This is a genomic window from Micromonospora sp. DSM 45708 (assembly GCF_039566955.1).
Lineage (GTDB): Bacteria > Actinomycetota > Actinomycetes > Mycobacteriales > Micromonosporaceae > Micromonospora.
Map to the genome: position 1 here is coordinate 5,492,126 of NZ_CP154796.1, position 18,352 is coordinate 5,510,477.

Annotated in this window: 16 protein-coding genes; 6 read left to right on the plus strand and 10 right to left on the minus strand. The window is 74.3% G+C overall.

Annotated elements, in window-relative coordinates:
• Positions 1 to 12: 12 nt before the first annotated feature.
• From VKK44_RS23580 to VKK44_RS23595, 4 genes are all read right to left on the minus strand, one after another.
• A complete protein-coding gene (locus tag VKK44_RS23580) occupies positions 13 to 1,410 on the minus strand; it encodes a DUF4331 domain-containing protein (RefSeq protein WP_343443390.1) in 1,398 nt (465 codons plus the stop codon).
• A gap of 72 nt (positions 1,411 to 1,482) precedes the next feature.
• A complete protein-coding gene (locus VKK44_RS23585; RefSeq protein ID WP_343443391.1) occupies positions 1,483 to 1,776 on the minus strand; it encodes a hypothetical protein in 294 nt (97 codons plus the stop codon).
• A gap of 151 nt (positions 1,777 to 1,927) precedes the next feature.
• The gene (locus VKK44_RS23590) at positions 1,928 to 4,441 is read right to left on the minus strand and encodes a bifunctional FO biosynthesis protein CofGH (RefSeq protein WP_343443392.1); all 2,514 of its coding nucleotides are present in this window, start codon (positions 4,439 to 4,441) and stop codon (positions 1,928 to 1,930) included.
• Between the two features lie 108 nt (positions 4,442 to 4,549).
• Entirely contained in the window at positions 4,550 to 5,602 is a 1,053-nt protein-coding gene (locus VKK44_RS23595; protein ID WP_343443393.1) for a hypothetical protein, read from the minus strand.
• A 99-nt stretch (positions 5,603 to 5,701) separates the two neighbouring features.
• On the opposite strand from VKK44_RS23595, the gene cofD reads away from it, so the two are divergent.
• Positions 5,702 to 6,649, plus strand: coding sequence for a 2-phospho-L-lactate transferase (cofD, locus tag VKK44_RS23600; RefSeq protein ID WP_343443394.1), 948 nt, complete (start codon positions 5,702 to 5,704; stop codon positions 6,647 to 6,649).
• Positions 6,646 to 7,731 (plus strand): coenzyme F420-0:L-glutamate ligase, encoded by a 1,086-nt coding sequence (locus VKK44_RS23605; protein WP_343443395.1) that lies wholly within the window; start codon positions 6,646 to 6,648, stop codon positions 7,729 to 7,731. The genes cofD and VKK44_RS23605 overlap by 4 nt, the downstream gene beginning before the upstream one ends.
• Positions 7,732 to 7,852: 121 nt before the next feature.
• Here the strand turns inward: VKK44_RS23605 and VKK44_RS23610 are convergent, their stop codons facing one another.
• Entirely contained in the window at positions 7,853 to 8,887 is a 1,035-nt protein-coding gene (locus tag VKK44_RS23610; protein WP_343443396.1) for an ArsR/SmtB family transcription factor, read from the minus strand.
• 207 nt (positions 8,888 to 9,094) lie between these two features.
• Positions 9,095 to 10,135, minus strand: coding sequence for a hypothetical protein (locus tag VKK44_RS23615; RefSeq protein WP_343443397.1), 1,041 nt, complete (start codon positions 10,133 to 10,135; stop codon positions 9,095 to 9,097).
• Between the two features lie 39 nt (positions 10,136 to 10,174).
• Between VKK44_RS23615 and VKK44_RS23620 the strand changes: the two genes are divergently transcribed.
• Positions 10,175 to 10,753: an NUDIX hydrolase gene (locus VKK44_RS23620; RefSeq protein WP_458351560.1), complete on the plus strand. Its 579-nt coding sequence runs from the start codon at positions 10,175 to 10,177 to the stop codon at positions 10,751 to 10,753.
• Between the two features lie 13 nt (positions 10,754 to 10,766).
• Here the strand turns inward: VKK44_RS23620 and VKK44_RS23625 are convergent, their stop codons facing one another.
• Positions 10,767 to 11,858, minus strand: a complete 1,092-nt coding sequence (locus VKK44_RS23625) for a mannose-1-phosphate guanylyltransferase (protein WP_343443398.1) — start codon at positions 11,856 to 11,858, stop codon at positions 10,767 to 10,769.
• Between the two features lie 64 nt (positions 11,859 to 11,922).
• Positions 11,923 to 13,068, minus strand: coding sequence for a glycosyltransferase family 4 protein (locus tag VKK44_RS23630; RefSeq protein WP_343443399.1), 1,146 nt, complete (start codon positions 13,066 to 13,068; stop codon positions 11,923 to 11,925).
• 150 nt (positions 13,069 to 13,218) lie between these two features.
• Here VKK44_RS23630 and VKK44_RS23635 point away from each other — a divergent pair, with 150 nt between their 5' ends.
• Positions 13,219 to 13,908 carry a TIGR03089 family protein gene (locus tag VKK44_RS23635; RefSeq protein WP_343443400.1) on the plus strand — a complete coding sequence of 230 codons (690 nt, stop codon included), beginning with the start codon at positions 13,219 to 13,221 and terminating at the stop codon, positions 13,906 to 13,908.
• A 94-nt stretch (positions 13,909 to 14,002) separates the two neighbouring features.
• On the opposite strand, the gene VKK44_RS23640 is transcribed toward VKK44_RS23635, so the two are convergent.
• A complete protein-coding gene (locus tag VKK44_RS23640; RefSeq protein WP_343443401.1) occupies positions 14,003 to 15,973 on the minus strand; it encodes an acetoacetate--CoA ligase in 1,971 nt (656 codons plus the stop codon).
• A 154-nt stretch (positions 15,974 to 16,127) separates the two neighbouring features.
• Complete coding sequence (locus VKK44_RS23645; protein WP_343443402.1) at positions 16,128 to 16,643, minus strand: acyl-CoA thioesterase; 516 nt, start codon at positions 16,641 to 16,643, stop codon at positions 16,128 to 16,130.
• Positions 16,644 to 16,666: 23 nt separating this feature from the next.
• Here VKK44_RS23645 and VKK44_RS23650 point away from each other — a divergent pair, with 23 nt between their 5' ends.
• Both VKK44_RS23650 and VKK44_RS23655 read left to right on the plus strand, forming a co-directional pair.
• On the plus strand, positions 16,667 to 17,320 hold the full coding sequence (locus VKK44_RS23650; RefSeq protein ID WP_343443403.1) for a hypothetical protein: 654 nt from the start codon (positions 16,667 to 16,669) through the stop codon (positions 17,318 to 17,320).
• Positions 17,321 to 17,491: 171 nt separating this feature from the next.
• Entirely contained in the window at positions 17,492 to 18,298 is an 807-nt protein-coding gene (locus VKK44_RS23655; protein ID WP_343443404.1) for a hypothetical protein, read from the plus strand.
• Positions 18,299 to 18,352: the final 54 nt, after the last annotated feature.

The following is an 18,352-nucleotide window of genomic DNA, read 5'->3' on the forward strand; positions in this document are numbered from 1 at the left end:
CCACCCCTCCCCTCAGGACCGCTTCGCCGGCGGGTTGCCGAACCCGTCGTACGGGGTGCCGAGGAACGGGAAGTCACCGAGGAACGGCGCGGTCACGTCCGTCGCGTCCAGACCCGGCGTGACGGCCGCCGCCGCGGCGTCCGGCTGGAACGTCTTGTCGACCAGCGGCACGGTCAACCCGGCGATCGCCCGCAACGCGATGGTCACCACGTCGTCGCCGACCCGGCGTCCGTTGGGGAAGCCGGCCAGGTCGCCGCCGAGCACCCCGAACCGGTCCGGTCGGGCGCTCGGACGGATCGCCGTGTTGAGCCGCAGCATGTCGGCCTGGGTGTCGCCGGTGGTGTTCGCGAAACCGTCCACCAGCCCGGCCGGTACGCCGGTGAGCAGGAGCGCCACCAGGTCGGCGCGCGGCTTCTTCGCCTTGTTCAACGCGTCCAGGTGGGGAAAGACACCCGGGTAGAGCACCGGCAGCAGCCCGGCCAGCTCGGGCCGCTCGACGAACCCGGCGAACCGCTTGTCCTCCGACGGCGGCAGCGTGTTCCACAGGTCCTTCTTCGACATCGGCACGATCACCTCGTTGAACAACGGGTTGCCGAGCCGGGACACCTGAACGAAGGGGCCGGTGGCGGTGTCCGCGGACACCCGGTCGCCGAGCACCCGCACCTGCTGGCGGGACGCGGTGGTCCAGACACCGATGGTCGACGCGCGGTCGGCGTAGCCGTACCGGCCGGCCCGGCGGCGCACCTTGCCCAGCGGCACCTGGACCGCGATGCTGTGCACGTTCAGCCGGTCCAATGCGTTGACCGGCTCGCCCTCGGCCTTGAACAGCTTCCTGCCGGCGACGTGGAGCTGCTGGAACGGCCGCAGCGTACCGAGGTCGAACACCGCGCCCAGGTCGACGAAGAAGCCGTCGGCGCGCTGGCCGGCGAACACCTTCTCGCCGGTGGACAGCTTGAAGGTCGCCTGCTTCACCAGGTTCTGGTAGTTCGGCGTGGACAGCGGACCGACGTTGCACGGCGGGCAGGGCAGCTTGTTCGCCAGCACGTGCTCCCGGCCGTCCGCGATCCGGGTCAGCTTGTAGAACTGCCGCCGGTTCCAGTTCTTGCTGTCCAGCGACTCGATCGGCCCGGTGTTGTAGAGAAAACTGTTCTGATTCGTGATCTCGGTGGTGAATTCGAAACGATAGGTGACGTCCGGGTAACCGTCTCCGTCGTTGTCGACGTGGATCTCGTACCGGACGTCGTCACCGAACTCGAAGAAGTTGGGGCCGCCGGAGGGGAGCTGCACCGGCACGTAGTTGGCGATCAACGTGACCGTGTCGGGCCGACTCGGGCTGACGAACGCGTACAGGTCGGAACTGTCGGCGACCGGATCCTTGGCGATCTCCGGGGCCTCGCGGTGAGAGGACATGGCGGACCACACCTTCGTCGGGGGAAACGTCTGTCGGACCGGCGCCGGGAGCCCGCGCCGGGAAGAGCGGGGTCAGCGGCGGCCGGCGGCGCGTACCAGACGGTCGGCCAGCCCACGGTCGCGCACCTGAACCCGGGTCGTGCCGACGAAGACGTCCATCGTGCCGGTGGCGGCGTCACGGAGGTGGACCACGATCGGCTCGTCGCGCCGGCCCGCGGTGGGGGCGTTCTGCGCGGCGGACAGGCCCGGCACGGTGAGCGCCGCCGCGCCCAGGGTGGCGCTCGCGGCGGCGGTCAGCGTCTGCCGGCGGGTCAGCCGCGGCCAGGGCCGCCGCTTCGGCGCGTCGGTGGTCTCGTCAGTGCTCATCGGCAACCTTTCCGCAACCGGCGCCGCAGCGCCGCGGGGGCCGGGCACCCGGACGCCGCCGGATCCCCGGGCTGGGGTCACCGGCGGCGGTCCTCGCCGCAACCGCCGCCGGCATCCACAGGTACGGCGCGGCGCGGGGAAAGGTTCGACGTCAGACGCGGGTGTGACCGTACGCGGTCGTCCGCTTGCGGAACGGCCGGCCGGCCGCCGTGGCGATCGCCCGCAACTGCTCCTCGGTGCGGGCCGAACCGTTGCCCGAACCGGCCATCCGGGAGATGGTCTCCTCCATCAGCGTGCCGCCGAGGTCGTTGCAGCCGCCCCGCAGCATCTCCACCGTGCCGGCGTCGCCGAGCTTCACCCAGGAGCACTGGATGTTGTCGATCCGGCCGTGCAGCAGCAGCCGGGCCATCGCGTGCACCACCCGGTTCTCCTGCCAGGTCGGCCCCGGCCGGGCGATGCCGGCCAGGTAGATCGGCGCGTTGGTGTGCACGAACGGCAGCGCCACGAACTCGGTGAACCCGCCGGTACGGTCCTGCACCCCGGCCAGCACCCGCAGGTGGGCCAACCACTGGCCCGGGTGGTCGACGTGCCCGTACATCATCGTGGAGCTGGACCGGATGCCCAGCTCGTGGGCCGTGCTGACCACCTCGACCCAGGCGGCGGCCGGCAGTTTGCCCTTGGTGAGCACCCAGCGCACGTCGTCGTCGAGGATCTCGGCGGCGGTGCCCGGGATGGTGTCCAGGCCGGCCTCGCGCAGCCGGACCAGCCACTCCCGCACCGGCACGCCGGCCTTCGCGGCGGCGGTGACGATCTCCATCGGGGAGAACGCGTGCACGTGCATCCCGGGCACCCGCGTCTTGATCGCGCGGACGATGTCGGCGTAGCCGGTGACCGGCATCTTCGGGTCGATGCCGCCCTGGAGGCAGACCTCGGTGGCGCCGGCCGTCCACGCCTCCTCGGCCCGGTCGGCGACCTGTTCCAGGGAGAGCCGGAACGCGTCGGCGTCGCTCTCCCGCTGCGCGAACGCGCAGAACCGGCAGCCCACGTAGCAGACGTTCGTGAAGTTGATGTTCCGGTTGACCACGTAGGTCACGTCGTCGCCGACCGCGTCCCGGCGCACGTCGTCGGCGATGCGGCACAGCTCGTCCAGCGCCGGCCCGTCCGCGCCGAACAACGCCAGCGCCTCGGCCTCGTGCGCCGGCGTCAGCAGCGCGGCCGGGTCGTCCGCCGCCAGCCGCAGGCCGGCGCGCAGGTCGGCGTCCCCGCCGCCGCTTCCGGGCACCGGACGGGTGACCTTGTTCGCCACCTCGGACCAGTCGCCGTAGACGCTGTCGAAGTCGCCCCGCCGGTCCTCCGTCCGGCCGGTCACGTCGATCGTGGCGTGCAGGTCGGTCCGGCCTCCGAAGACCTCCTCCGGCTCCTGCCAGGGCCGCCCCACCGGGCGGGCCGCCTCGACCGCGAGCCCGGTCGCCGGGTCGGCGAGCGCGGTGACGTGCGGCAGCAGGCGCGGGTCCAGCCACGGCCCGCCGGCGCGCACGTACTCCGGGTAGACGGTCAACCGCTCGCGCAGCGTGAACCCCGCGCCCGCGGTCCGCGCGACCAGCTCGTCGAGCTGCGGCCAGGGCCGCTCCGGGTTGACGTGGTCCGGCGTGACCGGGGAGACCCCGCCCCAGTCGTCGATGCCGGCGCGCAGCAGCAGGTCGTACTCGCCGGCGATCAGGTTCGGCGGCGCCTGGATGCGGGCCTTCGGACCGAGCAGCACCCGGGCCACCGCCACGGTCGCGGCCAGGTCGTGCAGCTCCGCGTCCGGCATGCCGCGCATCGCGGTGTCCGGCTTGGCGCGGAAGTTCTGCACGATCACCTCCTGGAGGTGGCCGTACTCCCGCATCGCGCGACGGATCGCGAACAGCGCGTCGACCCGCTCGGCCCGGTTCTCGCCGATGCCGATCAGGATGCCGGTGGTGAACGGCACGCCGACCCGGCCGGCGTCGTCGAGCACCCGCAGCCGCACCGCGGGTTCCTTGTCCGGCGAGCCGAAGTGCGGGCCGCCCGGCTCCGACCAGAGGCGGGTCGCGGTGGTCTCCAGCATCATGCCCATGCTCGGCGCGACCGGCTTCAGCCGCTGCAACTCCGACCAGGACAGCACGCCCGGGTTCAGGTGCGGCAGCAGGCCGGTCTCCTCCAGCACCGCCACGGCGCAGGCGCGCAGGTAGTCGAGGGTGGAGTCGTAGCCGCGCTCGTCCAGCCACTCGCGGGCCGCCGGCCAACGCTCCTCGGGGCGGTCGCCGAGCGTGAACAGCGCCTCCTTGCAGCCCTGCGCGGCACCCTCCCGGGCGATGGCGAGGACCTCGTCGCGCTCCAGGTAGGCGGCGGGCAGCCGGTGCGGCACGGTGGCGAACGTGCAGTAGTGGCAGCGGTCCCGGCAGAGCCGGGTCAGCGGGATGAAGACCTTCTTGGAGTACGTGACGACGCCCGGCCGGCCGGCCTCGCGCAGCCCGGCGTCGCGGATCTCACCGGCGACGCGGAGCAGCTCGTCGAGCGCCGCGCCGCGCGCGGTGAGCAACGCGCCCGCCTCGTCCATGTCCAACGCCCGGCCGGTGGCGGCCCGCCCCAGCGCCCGCCGGACGCTGGCCTCGGTCGGGAGGGAGTCGCTGCGATCAACCATCGGCCCAGCCTATGCGCTGCCCGCCGCGTCCCGTCGAGGTGTAAGGCGGGGCCCCTCTTAACGCCTCCGGAAGAGGAGGGGGCCCCGCCTGACACTTGCGCCCGGCGTTCACCGGGGCTGGTGCGGGTCCTCGCGGTCGAAGCGCTGGGTGCGCTCGTCGTCGGCCGGGGACGCCGGCTGGCCCGGCTCGGCGCTCTGGCGCGGGATCGCCTGGGTGGGGTCGGCCGACGGCGGCTGGCCGAACGGCGGGGCCGTCGGCGCCGAGCCGGCCTGCGGGCCGCCGGCCCCCGGAGCACCGAACTGCGGCCCGTCGAACGGCGAGCCCGACGGCGGGTTGCCGAACTGCGGGTTGCCGGCCTGCGGGGCGCCGAACTGCGGGCCACCCTGCGGGGCGCCGAACTGCGGGCCGGCGAACGGCGGGGCCGACTGCGGGGCGTGCGGCGGAGCGGTGTTGAACGGCGGCGCCGACTGCGGCTGGCCGTACGGACCGGCCTGCGGCCAGCCGGGCTGCGGGGGCCCGCCCGCCGACGGGTAACCCGCCGGAGGCTGGCCGGGCTGCGGGGGCACCCCGGCCGGCGGGTAACCGCCCTGGGCGGGGTAGCCACCGGGCTGGCCGGGCTGCTGCGGCCAGCCGGGCTGGGCCTGACCGTAGACGCCGGGCTGGGGCTTGGGCTTCGGCACGTAGTAGAGCGTGCGCCAGATCTTGAACACCACGAACGCGGCCACCGCGAAGACGGCCAGCCAGGCCACCCGGGTGAGCAGCCCGAGGAACGCGTCGAGCACCTCGCCGTCGGCGAGCCGGTTGACCAGCCAGATCAGGAACGTCAGCGCGCCGAAGAGGGCGGCGACGGCGTACTCGACCAACGCCACCTGGGTGATCAGTTTCGCCTTCGGCAGCGTCGGCCGGACGTGGGTGGCGAGCAGCACGGCCAGCAGCGGCAGGACCGTCGACTCCAGCCCGACGAAGGAGAAGAAGGTGCTGCCGGCGCGACCGCCGAACGTGCTGTAGTCGTCGACCGGCACCAGCAGGCGCAGCAGGCCGACGAAGAGCAGCACGGCGTTCGCGCCGAGCAGGACGAGCGCGGCCAGTTCGCGCAGCGGCTTGGTCAGTTGGCTGGCCTGCGCGGCGTCACCGGACGCGGGCTCGGTGGGGCTGGTCACGGACTCCCCCAGGGGACGAAAGCGGACAGTTGGCGACGTGAGCCTAGTCTCTCCGGCCACCGGGCGATCCACGGCGGCACGTGCGGAAGGATGGACGGCATGCGCATCGTGGTACTGACCGGCGGCATCGGGGGCGCCCGGTTCCTGCTCGGCGTCCGGGCGTACGCCCGGGAGACGGGTGCCGACGTGACCGCCGTGGTCAACGTCGGCGACGACCTGCTGCTGCACGGGCTGAAGGTCTGCCCCGACCTGGACAGCGTGCTCTACACGCTGGGCGGCGGCGCCGATCCGGAGCGTGGCTGGGGGCGGGTCGGTGAGACCTGGACGGTGAAGACCGAACTGGCCGCGTACGGGGCGGAGCCGAGCTGGTTCGGCCTCGGCGACAAGGACCTCGCCACCCACCTGGTGCGCACCTCCATGCTCAACGCCGGCTACCCGCTGTCCCAGGTCACCGAGGCGCTGGCCACCCGCTGGCAGCCCGGCGTACGCCTGCTGCCGGCCACCGACGAGCGCCTGGAGACCCACGCGGTCATCTCCGACGAGCAGGGGCGGCGGGCGGTCCACTTCCAGGAGTGGTGGGTGCGGTACCGGGCCGCCGTACCCACCGAGCAGTTCGTCTTCGTCGGCGCGGAGGCGGCGAAGCCCGCGCCCGGCGTGGTCGAGGCGATCGCCGCCGCGGACGTGGTGCTGATCGCGCCGAGCAACCCGGTGGTCAGCGTCGCCCCGGTGCTGGCCGTGCCCGGCCTGCGTGAGACGGTGGTCGGCGGTCCGGCCCCGGTGATCGGGGTGTCGCCGATCATCGGCGGCGCGCCGGTACGCGGCATGGCCGACCGCTGCCTGGCCGTGCTGGGCGTCGAGTGCAGCGCGGCCGGGGTGGGCGCCCTCTACGGCAGCCGGTCCGGCGGCGGGCTGCTCGACGGCTGGCTGGTCGCCCCGGAGGACGAGGACGCCGTGGTGCCGGGGGTGACCGTCCGCGCGGCGCCGCTGCGGATGACCGACGAGGCGGCGACCGCCGCGATGGTGCGCGCCGCGTTGGAGTTGATGTGAGGCTGGAGATCCTGCCGGTGCCGGGCATCGGCCATGTGACCGAGGGCGACGACCTGGCGGCGCTGATCGCCGGCGCGGCGCCCTGGCTGCGCGACGGCGACGTGCTGGTGGTCACCAGCAAGATCGTGTCGAAGGCGGAGGGCCGACTGGTCGACGTGCCCGCCGACGGTCCGGAGCGGCTCGCCGCGCGGGACCGGGTGCTGGCCGCCGAGACCGCCCGGGTGGTCGCCTCCCGGGGCGCGACCCGGATCGTGCAGACCCACCACGGGTTCGTGATGGCCTCCGCCGGCATCGACGCGTCCAACGTGGACAAGACCCGGCTGGTGCTGCTGCCGGTGGACCCGGACGCGTCGGCCCGGGCGTTGCGGGCCGCGCTGCGCGAGCGGCACGGTCTCGACGTCGCGGTCATCGTCAGCGACACCATGGGCCGCCCGTGGCGCAACGGCCTGACCGACGTGGCGCTCGGCGTGGCCGGCATGCCGGCGATCCGCGACCACCGGGGCGAGGTCGACCCGTACGGCAACGAGCTCCAGCTCACCCAGATGGCGGTGGTCGACGAGCTGGCCGGCGCCGGCGAGCTGATCAAGGGCAAGTGCGACCAGGTGCCCGTCGCCGTGGTCCGCGGTTACCTCGGCGCGGCCCGGGACGACGACGAGGGCGCCCGCGCGCTGGTGCGGGACGCCTCGCTGGACCTCTTCTCGCTGGGCACCGCCGAGGCGCGCGCCGCCGGCCTGCGGGCGGCGGCCACGCTCCCCGAGGGCACCGGGCCGACGCCCCCCGACCCGGCCGCGGTGGACCGGGCGATCGCCGCGGTCGCCGACGTGGTCGCCCCGGGCACCGTGTTCACCCACGTCACCGACGAGGAGGTACGCGCCGGATTCGCCGCCACCGTGCCCGACTGGCCGGCCACGGCCACCGGTCTGCTGCTCGGCGCGGCGCCGACGCCGGTGGACCGGCCGGACCTGGTGCGGTTCGGCGCCGACCTGCAACGCCTGCGCACCGCGCTGGCCGCCGAGGGCATCGGGTCCGTGCTGCTGCCACCACCGGCGGGCAGCACCGCCAGCGCCACGCTGGCGCTCTGACCGGCCCCGGGCCCACGCCCCGCCCCGCCGCCCGGCGCCCCGGCGGCACGGCGGCACGGCGGCACGGCGGCACGGCGGCACGGCGGCACGGCGGCACGCTGACCGGCCGGCCCCGGCGCGGTCAGGCGTCGAGGACGGCGCGGCCCAGCGGGGTCAGCGTGTGCAGCACGGTGTTGCGGTCCCGGTGGCTGACCAGCAGCCCCGCGTTACGCAGCACGGTGGTGTGCTGGCTGGCCGCGGCGGCGGAGATGCGCAGCCGTCGGGCCATCTCGCCGGTGGTGCAGCCCTCGTCGGCGACCTGGAGCACCGCCGCGCGGGTGCGGCCGAGCAGCGCGGCGAGCGCCTCGCCCTGTCCGGCGCCGTCCCGGGCGGCGCCGTTGCCGGGCGTGAGGCCGCCGAGCCGGTCGACCGGGTAGACCAGCACCGGGGGCAGCGTCGGATCGACAAGCGCCACCGGGGTGCGGGAACAGAAGAAGGACGGGACGAGCAGCAGCCCCCGGCCGTCCAGGTGCAGCTCCCGGCTGTCCGGGTAGTCGAGCACCTCGAGCACCCCGCCGCCCCACCGCATGGCGGGTCGCAGGCTGGCGAGCAGCCCTTCGGCGCCACCGTCGAGCATGGCTCGGGCGCGTCGGGCCCGGTCCGCCTCGACGGCGGCCTGGACCCGGGCCCAGTAGGGCGTGACGGCCAGGGACTGGTAGCGCGCCATGCTGTCGGTGAGGTTCTGCAACACCTCGGGTTCGCCCCGGACGAGCGCGGTCGCCGAGGGCGGCAGCGGGGTCTCCGCGGCGAGCATGGTCAGGTCGCGGCGCAGCATTCCGCGCGGGGTGCCGCGGACCGCCTCCAACCCCGCCTCGATGCCGTCCTTGCTGGCGGACGGCGTGAGGAAGTCGGGAAAGTAGCCGCGCGGTGGATTGAGCGCGAGGAGCAACCGGTAGTGCTCGGCGCCGTTGTCGGCCCGCAGCCCCTGCGCGACGGCGCGTCGCCAGGTGGTCATCATGGGGTCACGGCCGCGGCCCTGGAGCAGGTGCAGGCTGAGGACCAACTCCCAGAGCGGGTCCGCGGCCGGGGCGACCCGGGTCCGCAGAATGTCCTCACTCGAGAAAATGATCTTCAGCATGGAGAGCGCTCCCGGGTGGACGGCGGAGGTGCCCGCCACCCCTGGCACTTTACCCGCCGGCAGTAATCTCCATCTTTAAGCGTGACGTGAAAGACCTCGACGGTAGGGCGGCCGGTTCGGCAGACTCTTCCTTGCCCGCCGACGCCGGGGCGCAGTGTCGACCCGGGCGCCGGCTGACGGGCGTGGCCGGACGGCACCACGAGGGTCTGCGGATTTCGTTCCGCAGGGGTGCCGTCCGGTCGTCGCTCATCCGATCCAGAGCGCCACCCGGTGGTCCTCGTCGGTCACGTAATAGCAGCGCCCGGCCGCCTCGGCCAACCCTTCCACGTGGTGGAACGGCGCCAGGTCCGCCACCAGCTCCGCGCCCACCCGGGCGTCGTCGGCGGCGGTGTGCCGGAACCGCACGTGGCGGGACGTCACCTCGCCGCCGTGCGGGTGGTCGTCGAGCAGCACCGAACCCTTGCCCAGCGCGTCGATCGACCCGATCACCGCCGCGTAGCCGCCGTCGTCGGTCGGCGTGATCGCGCGGAAGCCGGCCAGCGCCCCGGCCGGCGTCACCCCGGTCAGCGCGTACGCCCCGAGCGCCCGGGGCCAGCGCGTGCCCGCCTCGTCGAACATCCCCGCCACCCCGGTCAGCTCGACGTAGATCGGCTCACCCGCGGCGGTCACCGGGAACCGCAGCCCGAGCAGCACCGTCCCGTCCGGCGTGAACGCCGCCGCCTCCACGTTGAGCGGCAGGTCGTCCTCGGCCAGCCGGCCCACCCAGCCCTTGGCCCGGGCGGTGCCCCGCGCCACGGTCTCCGACACGAACCGCCGCCGGACGTTCTCGCCCGGGGGCAGCGTGGTCAGCGGCGCGGCGACGAGCGCGTCGTTGATCGCCCGATGCAGCCGGAACCGGTTACGGACCACGTGCACGGCGAGCGGCCCGGACACCGCGTCGTCCTCCCGGAACCGGGCCACGAACGCACGCCGGGGCCGCAACGGCCCACCCTTCGACCCGAAGTGCGAGCCGAAGACGTACACCCAGCCGTCGTGGTGGGCGAGCGCCTCGCCGTCCTCGGTACGCCCGTTCTCCCGGCCCGCGTCGGCGGGCACGTGGTGCGCCACCCACTCACCGTCGTCGCGTTCCAGCAGCAACGCCAGGCACCGCTCGACCGGCCCCTCGTCCAGCACGGTCCAGAAGCCGCGCCGCGCGCCGTGCGCCCGCAGCAGTGTCGGTGAGCGGACCGGCAGCAGATCGCTCGCCTCGTTGCCGGCCACCAGGAACTCGACGAGTCGTAGGGTCACCGCGTCAGGGTACGGAGGTCGCGCTCGTACAGTGTCCGGGTGCCCGACACCTTCCGCACCGCGTACGCCGACCTGCACGCCGATGCCACGGCGGCGCTGAGCCGCTGGACGGCGACCAGCCCGGCCGCCGCCGCCGACCGGGACCGGACGCTGGCGCTGCTGGCCGCCGGGCCGGTGGCGATGAGCCGCGCGCACCGGCCCGGACACGTCACCGCCAGCGCGCTGGTCCTCGACCCGACCGGCGGCCGGGTGCTGCTCTGCCTGCACGGCAAGTTCCACAAGTGGGTGCAGCTCGGCGGCCACTGCGAGCCCGGCGACCGGACGCTGGCGACGGCCGCGCTGCGCGAGGCCACCGAGGAGTCCGGGATCGCCGGCCTGACCCTGGACCCGGAGCCGATCGACGTGGACGTGCACCCGGTCGCCTGCCAGGGCGGTTCGCTGCACTACGACGTCCGGTACGCCGTGTTCGCCCCGCCCGGCGCGGTCGAACGGGTCAGCGACGAGTCCGAGGCGCTGGGCTGGTTCCCGCCGGACCGGCTGCCGGAACCGCTGGCCGGCGGGACCGCCCAACTGGTGGCGCCCGCGCTGGCGGCACTGGCCCGCCGCGCCGCCGGGTGACGGCGCGGCCGGCTCAGACCAGGCCCTCCTCGCCGCGCTCCTTGAGCTGGTCGACGATCTTCTTCACGTCCTGTGCCCGGTCCCGGGGGCAGACCAGCAGCGCGTCCGGGGTGTCCACCACGATCAGGTCGTGCACGCCGACGGTGGCGACCAGGCGGCCGGAGTGCGGCACCACCACGGTGCCGGTGGTGTCGTGCAGCAGCACACCCGGCTTCGCGTCGCCGCCGAGCACCACGTTGCCGGCGGCGTCGGTCGGCAGCACCTCGCTGAGCGTGTGGAAGTCGCCGACGTCGTTCCAGCCGAAGTCGCCGGGCACGGTCGCCACCCGGCCGGCGGTCGCCGCGCCCTCCATCACCGCGTAGTCGACCGAGATCTTCGGCAGCGTCGGCCACACCGTGCCGAGCACGTCGTCCTGTTGCGGGGCGCCCCAGGCCGCCGCGATCGCGGTGATCCCGGCGTGCAGCGCCGGCTGCTGGCGGGCCAGCTCGGCCAGGAAGACGTCCACCCGCCAGACGAACATGCCGGCGTTCCAGAGGTGCCGGCCGGAGCGCAGGTAACCCTCCGCCACCTCGGCCGCAGGCTTTTCCTTGAACTCGCGTACCGGCCGCAGCGGCCCGTCACCGACCGGGTCGCCGGTTTCCAGGTAGCCGTAGCCGGTCTCCGGCCGGGTCGGGGTGATGCCCACCGTCATCAGCAACCCCTGCTCGGCGCCGCGGATCGCCTGCCGCACCACCTCGGCCCAGCCGGCCGGGTCGGCGATCAGGTGGTCGGCGGCGAACGCGCCCATCACCGCCTCCGGGGCGCGGTCGGCGATCACCGCGGCGGCCAGCGCGATGGCCGCGCAGGAGTCCCGTGGCGACGGCTCGACCAGGATGTTCTCCTCCGGCACGCCAGCCAGTTGCCGGGCCACCGCCGCGGCGTGCGCGGCCCCGGTGACCACCAGTGTGCGTTCCGGTGTGGTCAGCGGCCCCAACCGGTCCACCGTGGCCTGCAACAGCGAGGCGGAGGTGCCGGTCAGCGGGTGGAGGAACTTGGGATGGCCGGCGCGGGACAGTGGCCACAACCTTGTGCCGCTGCCGCCCGCCGGGATGACGGCGTAGAACATCAGCACATCATGCCCGAAGCGGGCGAGCCGCCACGGCGGATGAGGCGGCGCGCCGCACCGCCGGTCAGGAGCGGGCCCGCCGCCAGGCGGCGATGTGCACCTCGGCGCTGGACTCCCAGGTGAACTCCTTGGCCCGGTCGAAGCCGGCCTTGGCCAGCGACAGCCGCCGCTGCTCGTCGTCGAGCAGGGCGCCCAGGTCGGCGGCGATCTGATCCGGGTCCTCGCTGGTGTACGCCACCGCGTCGCCGCCCACCTCGGGCAGGGACAGCCGCGGCGTGGTGAGCACCGGCGCGGCGCACGCCATCGCCTCCAGGATCGGCAGCCCGAAGCCCTCGCCGTAGGACGGGTAGGCGGCGACCAGCGCGCCGCCGAGGAAGCCCGGCAGGTCGGCGTAGCGCAGGTAGCCGGGGCGCAGCAGCCGCAGGTGCGACGGGACCTCGGCCACCGCGCGGTCGATGTCGTCGTCGTGCCCCTGGCCGCCGGCCACCACCAGCACCGGCGGGTTCGGCCGGTCGGCCACCGCCCGGGCCCAGCCGCGGATCAGGTTGGGGACGTTCTTGCGCGGCTCCTTGGCGCCGAGGAACGCGATGTAGCTGTTGTCGCCCAGCCCCAGCCGGGCCCGGACCCGGGCCTTCTCCTCGTCGCCCGGCGCGTGGAAGGCGGCCTGGTCGACACCGTGGTAGGCGACGTCGATCCGGGTCGGGTCGGCGTCCAGCAGCCGGATCAGCTCGTCCCGGGTGGCCTTGCTCGGCACGATCACCCGGGCGGCGCGGCGCAGCGAGGTCTTGATCGCGCTGCGGAAGAACGTCCGGCGCGACTTGTCGTAGTGCTCCGGCTCGGTGAAGAACGTCGCGTCGTGCACGGTGACCGTCACCGGACACCCGGCCCGAAGCGGACAGGTGTAGAACGGCGAGTGCAGCACCTCCGCGCCGACCTGCTGGGCCAGCAGCGGCAGGCCGGTCTGCTCCCAGGCGAGCCGCGCCGGCCGGTGCGCCACCGCCGCCGGCGCCGGGACGATCTCGGCCCCGGGCAGCATCCGGGTGTAGCGCTCCAGGTCGGTGCGGAGGCTGACCACCGCCAGGTCCACGCCGTCGCCGCAGACCCGGCCGAGCGCGCCGAGCAGGCCGTCGACGTATCGACCGACGCCGCCGCGGTCGGCGGGGACACTCGTGGCGTCGATGAGAACGCGGGGCGGGCGACCGGCGGTCACGGGGCGACTCCTCAGGTGGCACGGTTGTGGGGAAGAACACTGCCGGCAAGCCTACGCCGGGCGGGCCGCCCTACGCTGACTGCGACCCGACGGTACGCCGACTTGCCGTCGTCATCGAGTACGCACTCCGGGCGCGTATCGTTCGCGCCGATGGCCGACAACATTGCCCGGGTGTTCGCCGACGCGATCGCGCCCGATCCCACCAGACCGCTGCTGACCTGGTACGACGACGCCACCGGGGAGCGCACCGAACTCTCCGGCGCGACGCTGGCGAACTGGGTGGCCAAGACCGCCAACCTGCTCGTGGACGAGGTCGGCACCGCACCGGACGAGATGGCCGGCGTGTTGCTGCCGCCGCACTGGCAGACCGCCGCGGTGCTGCTCGGCTGCTGGTCGGCGGCGTTGACGGTGGTCGACGCGCCGGGCCCGGTGGAGGTGCTGTTCACCGCCGTCGACCGGGTCGACGAGGCGGCCCGCTGGCCGGCCGGCGAGCGCTACGCGCTGGCGCTGGACCCGTTCGCGCTGCCGATGCGGCAGGTACCGGCCGGCTGCACCGACTTCGTGTCGGCGGTACGCGGGCACGGCGACCACTTCACCCCGTACCCCTCCGGTGGCGAGGGGGACGCGGCGCTGCTGGCCCGCGCGGCGGCCCGCGCCACGGAGCTGGGCCTCACCCCCGGCGACCGCCTGCTGGTCGACGTGACCCGGCACCCCGACCCGGTCGACTGGCTGCTGGCCCCGCTGACCGCCCGCGCCACGGTGGTCGCCTGCGCCCACCCCACCCCGGCCCACCTGACGACCCGCGCCGCGACGGAGCGAACCACCCACACGCTGTCCTGACCCCACCCCCTCCCTCGCGATCTTGCGGTTGCCGCCCCGGTTCCGGGCGATTCACCCCTTTCGCCTGGGCAGCAAGTGCAAGATCGCCGGAGGGTCAGGGGGAGGTGCGGGTTTGGGCGAAGGCGGCGAACGCGGTGAGGGACTCGGGGTTGGCCAGGGCGCCCTTGGCCGCGGCGCGGTCGACCGGGGTGCCGGTCAGGATCTTCTTGACCGGCACCTCCAGCTTCTTCGCGCTCAGCGTGCGCGGCACGGCCCGGACCTGGTGGATCTCATCCGGCACGTGCCGGGGCGACAGCGCGGTACGCAGCTCGCGGCAGATCTTCCTCCGCATCGCGTCGTCCAGTTCCAGGCCGTCCGCGAGCACCACGAACAGCAGCAGCTCCCCCGCGCCGCCCTCGTCGTCCTCCAGGTGCACCACCACCGAGTCGACCACCTCGTCGAGCCCCTCCACCACGGAGTAGAACTCGGCCGTGCCGAGCCGCACGCCGCCCCGGTTCAGGGTGGCGTCCGACCGGCCGGTGATGACGCAGCCGCCGCGCTCGTTCACCGTGATCCAGTCGCCGTGCCGCCAGACGCCGGGATAGACCTCGAAGTACGCCTCCCGGTAGCGGACGCCGTCCGGGTCGTTCCAGAACCCGACCGGCATGCTCGGCATCGGCTCGGTGATCACCAGCTCGCCGAGCTGACCGACCACCGCCGAGCCGTCGGCGGAGCGGGCCTCCACCTTCGCGCCCAGCGCCCGGCAGGCGATCTCACCGGCGTGCACCGGCAGCAGCGGCACCCCACCGACGAACCCGGTGCAGACGTCCGTGCCGCCGGAGAGCGACTGGAGTTGGAGACGGTCGCCGACGTTCTCGTACACCCAGGTGAAGCCCTCGGCGGGCAGCGGCGCGCCGGTCGAGCCGAGGCCACGCAGCGCGGACAGGTCGGCGATCTCCCGCGGCACCAGCCCGGCCTTGCGGCAGGCCAGCAGGAACGGGGCCGAGGTGCCGAAGTAGGTGGTGCCGGTCTCCGCCGTCAGCCGCCACAGCGCGCCCAGGTCCGGGTGGCCCGGGTTGCCGTCGAACAACACGATCGCCGCGCCCACCGCCGGCCCGGAGACCAGGAAGTTCCACATCATCCAGCCGGTGGTGGTGAACCAGAAGAACCGGTCGGACGGGCCCAGGTCGTGATGCAACGCCAGCATCTTCAGGTGTTCGAGCAGGATGCCGCCGTGGCCGTGCACGATCGGCTTCGGCAGGCCGGTGGTGCCGGAGGAGTAGAGCACGTAGAGCGGGTGGTCGAACGGCACCGGCGTGAACGACAGCGGCTGGTCGGTCTCCGCCGCCAGCGCCGCCCAGGAGATCGCGTCCTCCGGCGGGTCACCCGCCGGATCGAGGTACGCGATCGCGACGGTGTGCCGCAACGACGGCAGCGCGGCCCGGATGGCGGCCACCTCGGCGCGCCTGTCGACCGCCTTGTCGCCGTACCGGTAGCCGTCCACCGCGACCAGCACCGACGGCTCGATCTGCTGCCAGCGGTCGGTGACGCTGCGGGTGCCGAACTCGGGCGCGCAGGAGGAGAAGATCGCGCCCAGGCTCGCGGTGGCGAGCAGCAGGACGTACGTCTCCGGGATGTTCGGCGCGTACGCCGCCACCCGGTCGCCGGCGCCCACGCCGAGCCCGCGCAGGCCGACGGCCACCCGACGGACCTGATCGCGCAGCTCCGCCGCGGTGAGCGTCTCCGGCGCACGGGTCTGCCCGTGCGCGATCACCGCCGGGTCGTCGTCGCCGAGCCCCGGCATGCGCAGCACGTTCTCCGCGTAGTTGAGCGTCGCGCCGGGGAACCAGCGGGCACCGGGCATGGCCCGGTCGGCGAGCGTGACGGCCGGTGGGGTGTGCGCCACCACCTGGAAGTAGTCCCAGATCGAGCGCCAGAACGCGTCCAGGTCGGTCACCGACCACTGCCACAGCGCGTCGTAGTCGGCGAACTCCAGCCCACGGTGCTCGGCCAGCCAGCGAAGGTAGGCACCGATCCGGGACCGATCACGCACGTCGGCCGGCGGCGTCCACAGCACGTCAGACACGTTCCACCCTCCCTGAAGGCCCGGCACGACACTGTGCATGGGCCGTGGCGCCATCTTGCCCTACCTCGTGCCGCCATTCTCCGCACCCGGCACCGGCTGCGGGGCGTGCCCGCGCCACACCCCGCACCCCTGCCCCATGTGGGCCGGCTCCGTCTCAGGCGGTGCGGTGGGCCTGGATGGCGCGACGGCGGGCCAGCCGGTGGGCACGCCGGATCTCCGCCTCCCGGAACCGGCGCTCGTCGTCGGACGTCTCCGGCAGCACCGGGCGGACCGGGCGCGGCGCGCCGCCGACGTCCACGCCCACGAAGACCAGGTACGCGGTGGCGACCCGCACCGGCTCGTCCTCGGCCGAGTCCCAGCGCTCGGCGACCACCCGCACCCCCACCTCCATCGAGGTGCTGCCGGTCCAGTTGACCTGGGCGTGGGCGTGCACGAGATCGCCCACCCGGACCGGCTCGGAGAAGACGATCTCGTCGATGGAGGCGGTGACCGCGGTGCCGCCGCTGTGCCGGGCCGCCGCCGCGCCGGCCACGTCGTCGACGAACTTCATCAGTACCCCACCGTGCACGGTCCCGTACAGATTGACATCGACAGCGGTCATGATGCGACTGAGCGTGACGCGGGAGTACGAGGTCGGCTTACCCGGCGGGACCGCGGGATGATCTGTCATGGCGAAAACGGTACGGTGCGCGGATGCGACATCTCTGGAGCTTCCTCGCCGGGTTGGTGGTGGCGCCCGTCACCTGGGTGTTCGTCACACTCGGTCAGGACGGATCTGGGCGGACCGTCAACCGCTGGGTGGAGATCGGTACGTACAGCACCCCCAACCTGATCGAACCGGCCGTCTACCTCGGCGTCGCCGGCATCCTGCTCGGCCTGCTCGGCACGCTGCGTTTCTCGCCGCTCGGCCCGCTCGTGGCCGGGCTGCTGCTCACCGCACCGTACGTGGGGCTGTTCGTCGCGCCCTTCACCGTGCGGGACCGGATCCCCGGCGACCTGAAGCTGCTCGGTGACCCGCTGCCGCTGCGCCAGCCGCTGGACAACGGCACGCTGTTCCTCATCGGCATGCTGCTGCTGATGGCCGTGTTCAGCGGCGGGCGGTGGCGTCGTCGACCCACGCCGGAGGCGGCCGGGGCGGAGCTGACCCCGGCCGGCACCCCGGCCGAGTCCGAGCCCGCGCTCACCGGCTGGTCCGCGCCGGCCCCGGCGAAGGACCCGGACACCGCCCCGCTCACGCTGGCCTATCCCGAAACCCCGACCGAACCCCTGCCCCGCCGTACCGGCGGCGAGTCGCCCTGGTCGGCGCCGCCGCGCGCCGGCAACCGCCCGGACGACGAACTCCGCTGACCGCCCCCGGGTGGGCCGGCCGGCCCCGGTCGACCCACCCGTTCCGGGGCGCGGCGACGCCTCGGCCGAGTCGGATCTCGGACCCCGGCCGCGGTACCCACGGATGAGTGACTGTCACTACAGTCAGCCGTTATGCCGCTGCCTTCCGTCAGAACACGACGGGTCGTCGGCGTGGCCACGGTCGTCCTGGCCGCCGCTCTCCTCGCCACCGGCGTCCACCTGGCGACCCGGGGTGACCCCCCGGTCGACGACGGCACCCGGGTCTGGTGCCTGTCGACCGGCCACCGTGCGGATCTGGTGGACGCCGCCCGCGCGCTCGACCTCGCCACCCCCGGCCCGGCCGAGGGGCAGCTGAGCTGGTCCGGCCGCCACGGCAGCCCCGAGCAGTGGCGGGCCGCCCGGCGCGCCGACTTCGACCGCACCTGCCGTGCGCTGACGGCCGCCGCCCGGTCGGAGCGGGCCGGCGCCGGCACGCCGCCGCCGTCACCCTGGGCCACCCTCCTTCCGTCGATCCTGCTGGCCGCCGCCAGCGCCGCGCTGGCCGGCTGGTTCAGTCGCCGGTCGGCCACCGCGGGCATCCGGCGGACGGAGGCGGACGCGCTGCGCACGGCGGCCCGGGAGTACGCGCTGGCCGTCGAGCCACTGCTGTCGCACGTGGAACGGGTCACGCCGGGTCCGTTCCCGGGAGTCGACGGCATCCGGGCCCGGCGGCGGGAACTGGCCAGCCGGTTGCACGCGGTGACCGGCGCGCATCCGCGCTGGCGGCTGGCCCGGCGGCTGGGTGACGCGCTCGACTCGTCCGCCGGCCCGCTGCACGACGTGCCGCGCGGCGGTGCGGCGGACGATCCCCGGCGCGCCGAGTGGGTGCGCGGGCAACGCACCGAACTGAGCCGGCTGGAGGCGCAGGTGGAGCAGGTGGCCCAGGCGGTGGAGAATCCCGGGCTGGTCCCGGGCCGCACCCCGGCGGGCGTACGGTGACCCCCCGGCCGCCCGACGCGCCACCGCCGGCGCCGGGTCACCCGCCGAATCCGT